Origin of the sequence: Micromonospora inaquosa (assembly GCF_003857055.1) — a bacterium.
GTDB lineage: Bacteria > Actinomycetota > Actinomycetes > Mycobacteriales > Micromonosporaceae > Micromonospora > Micromonospora inaquosa.
Window position 1 is genome coordinate 1 of sequence record NZ_QGSZ01000037.1, and the last position, 3,650, is coordinate 3,650.

2 protein-coding genes and 1 pseudogene are annotated in these 3,650 nt (G+C 72.9%); all 3 read left to right on the forward strand.

Annotation, left to right across the window (positions count from 1 at the left end; all coding sequences use genetic code 11):
* Positions 1–431 (forward strand): annotated as a pseudogene (locus tag DLJ59_RS00300) (hypothetical protein); the annotation flags it as partial.
* A 213-nt stretch (positions 432–644) separates the two neighbouring features.
* Positions 645–3,188, forward strand: coding sequence for a bifunctional FO biosynthesis protein CofGH (locus tag DLJ59_RS00305; protein WP_124770537.1), 2,544 nt, complete (start codon positions 645–647; stop codon positions 3,186–3,188).
* Positions 3,189–3,350: 162 nt separating this feature from the next.
* Positions 3,351–3,629 carry a hypothetical protein gene (locus DLJ59_RS00310; protein ID WP_124770538.1) on the forward strand — a complete coding sequence of 93 codons (279 nt, stop codon included), beginning with the start codon at positions 3,351–3,353 and terminating at the stop codon, positions 3,627–3,629.
* The last annotated feature ends 21 nt before the right edge of the window (positions 3,630–3,650 follow it).

Sequence of the window (3,650 nt, forward strand, 5' to 3'; positions counted from 1 at the left end):
TCCCGCAGTGGGCCCCGCCGCACCCGCAGTCCGCGCCGCCGTTCCCGCAGTCGGCCCCGCCGTTCCAGGCACCGCAGTCCGCGCCGCCGGCGAACCCGACCACCCAGTCGGCGTCGTCGTCTCCGGCCGCGCCGCCGCCCGCCGCGCCCCCGTTCGGGCAGCCGCCGTCGGCCGACCCCACCCAGGCCATCCCGCGTCAGTCGGCCGACCCGACCGAGGCGATTCCGCGTCAGTCGGCCGACCCGACCGAGGCGATCTCGCTTTTCTCCGCCGACCCGACCGAGGCCATCCCGCGTCGGTCCGCCGACCCGACCGAGGCCATCCCGCGTCGGTCCGCCGACCCGACCGAGGTCATCTCCCACCCCGGCGACTCGGATGGCGACCGCACCCAGCACATCAACCCGAACGACCACCCCGACCAACACCGCTGAGGCCACCAAGACCCGCAGCCCCAGAGGCAGGCAGGGTAGATCTTGGACACTTTCCGTTTCGTGCTGACGGAAAGTGTCCAAGATTGCCAGCTGTGCGGGCGAGGGCGGCGTGGGGCGCGGTGCCGGAGGCGCTGCCGTGATCGGTCAGTGCCGTTTCGCACGGTGAGGGCTGGGCGCGGTGGGGCGGGCTCGCGCTGCGCATAGGGTGAGTGGATGGTTGATCGCACCCACTCCGGCCCGAGCGATGCGAGCGTGCGGCGGGCCCTGGGCCGGGCCGCGAACGGGCGGGCACTGGACGTCGACGAGGCGACCGCGCTGTTCTCCGCTCGCGGTGCCGCGCTCGACGAACTGCTCCGGCTGGCCGGCGGGATCCGCGACGCCGGGCTGCGGGACGCTGGGCGGCCGGGTGTCGTCACGTACTCCAAGAAGGTCTTCATCCCGCTGACCCGGCTCTGCCGGGACCGCTGCCACTACTGCACGTTCGCGACAGTGCCGCACCGGCTGCCGGCGCCGTTCCTGGATCGCGACGAGGTGCTGGCCATCGCTCGGGCCGGTGCCGCGCAGGGTTGCAAGGAGGCGCTGTTCACCCTGGGTGACCGGCCGGAGGTACGCTGGCCGGCGGCGCGGACCTGGTTGGACGAACGCGGTTACGACTCGACCCTGGACTACCTGCGCGCCTGCGCGGTGGCGGTGTTGGAGGAGACCGGTCTGCTGCCGCACCTCAATCCCGGGGTGCTGTCCTGGTCGGAGCTGCAACGACTCAAGCCGGTCGCGCCGAGCATGGGCATGATGTTGGAGACGACCGCGACCCGGCTCTGGTCCGAGCCGGGCGGCCCGCACTACGGCTCACCGGACAAGGAGCCGGCGGTCCGGTTGCGGGTGCTGGAGGACGCCGGCCGGGTCGGGGTGCCGTTCACCACCGGCATCCTGATCGGCATCGGGGAGACCCCGGCAGAGCGGGTGGACGCGCTCTTCGCGATCCGCCGCGCCCACCGGGAGTACGGCCACCTCCAGGAGGTGATCGTGCAGAACTTCCGCGCCAAGCCGGACACCGCGATGCGGGGTATGCCCGACGCGGAGCTGCACGATCTGGCTGCCACGGTGGCGGTGGCCCGACTGCTGCTCGGCCCGAAGGCGCGCATCCAGGCCCCGCCGAACCTCATCGCCGGCGAGTACGACCTGCTGCTGCGCGCCGGCATCGACGACTGGGGTGGCGTCTCTCCGCTCACCCCCGATCACGTCAACCCGGAGCGCCCCTGGCCGCAGATCGACGAGTTGGCCCGGCACACCGAGTTGGCCGGGTTCACGCTGCGGGAGCGGTTGACGATCTACCCGGAGTATGTGCGCGCGGGCGACCCGTGGCTGGACCCGCGGCTGCTGCCGCACGTCGGTGCCCTGGCCGACCCGGCGACGGGCATGGCGGTCGAGACGGCGATGCCGCAGGGGCGACCCTGGCAGGAGCCGGAGGAGGTGTTCGGTGGGCGGGTCGACCTGCACGCCACCATCGACACCACGGGTCGGACCGACGACCGGCGCGGCGACTTCGACAGCGTCTACGGCGACTGGACCGAGGTGGCTGGCAAGGTCACCCCAGAGGCGGTCGCGCGTCGGGCGGGCGTACCCCCGGTGCCGGCCGGCAGTGGTGCGGACCGTGACCTGGCGGCCGGGCTGCGGCTCGCCGCCGACGACCCGGCGGCGCTGCTCGACCCCCGGCACGCCGACGCCGCGCTGGCGCTGTTCGGCGCGGACGGGCCGGCGCTCGACGAGTTGTGCCGCCTCGCCGACGACGTGCGCCGCGCGGCGGTCGGCGACGACGTCACCTACGTGGTCAACCGCAACATCAACTTCAGCAACGTCTGCTACGTGGGCTGCCGCTTCTGTGCCTTCGCGCAGCGTGAACGGGATGCCGACGCGTACCGGCTCTCCGTCGATCAGGTCGCGGACCGGGCCGAGCAGGCGTGGGCGGCCGGTGCCAGCGAGGTGTGCCTCCAGGGCGGCATCGACCCGAAGATGCCGGTGACCGGGTACGCCGACATCGTGCGCGCCATCAAGGCCCGGGTGCCCGAGATGCACGTACACGCGTTCTCCCCGATGGAGATCGTCACCGCCGCCGCGAAGGCCGGTGTGCCGGTCCGCGAGTGGCTGCTGCAACTGCGTGAGGCGGGCCTGGACACCATCCCGGGCACCGCCGCCGAGATCCTCGACGACGACGTGCGCTGGGTGCTCACCAAGGGCAAACTCCCGGCCGCCGCCTGGGTCGACGTGGTCAGCACCGCGCATGAGCTGGGCATCCGGTCCAGCTCCACAATGATGTACGGCCACGTCGATCACCCCGGGCAGTGGCTGGCGCACTTCCGGGTGCTGGCCGGGGTGCAGGACCGTACCGGCGGGTTCACCGAGTTCGTGGCGTTGCCGTTCGTGCACACGAATGCTCCGATCTATCTGGCGGGTATCGCCCGACCGGGGCCGACCTGGCGGGAGAACCGGGCGGTGCACGCCATGTCGCGGTTGCTGCTGCACGGCCGGATCGACAACATCCAGTGCTCCTGGGTGAAGCTGGGTGACGAGGGCACTGTCGCGATGCTCCAGGGTGGCTGCAACGACCTCGGCGGCACGCTGATGGAGGAGACGATCTCCCGGATGGCCGGTTCGGACAACGGGTCGGCGCGTACCGAGGAGCAGTTGCGGTCCATCGCGAAGGCCGCCGGTCGTCCGGCGCGCAAGCGCTCGACTGCGTACGGTCACGCCCGGCCCTGAGGTCGAACCTTTCCCCGCCGCCGGCCGTACCACGCGGTGCCGGTGGCGGTCACGGCGAGGACCGCTGCCGGCGTCCCCTCAGGGGCCCGGCGGCGTCGCGTGACGGCGTCGGACCCGTCCGTCTCCGCGGGCGCGTTCGCGCCACCGCCGGAAAGGTTGCCCATGACCAGTGATCAGCGGAAGCGGCAGTGGCCGCGACTGACCCGCCGGCAGACGTTGACCGCCGCGGCCAGCGCCACCCTCGGCGCCGCCGCGCTCACCGTGCCGGGCCTGTCGGCCGCGCAGAACGCCCCCGGCGCGGCCGGACGAGCCGATGAACCGATCGTCGTGCACCTACGCGACGCCGACTCCGGAACGATGGACGTCTTCGTCGGTGAGGCGCGGATCGAGGTACGCGACCGCAGCCTGGCGGACCGGCTGCGGCGCGCGGCCCGGCGCTGACCCGGACACTCCCCGCCCCGC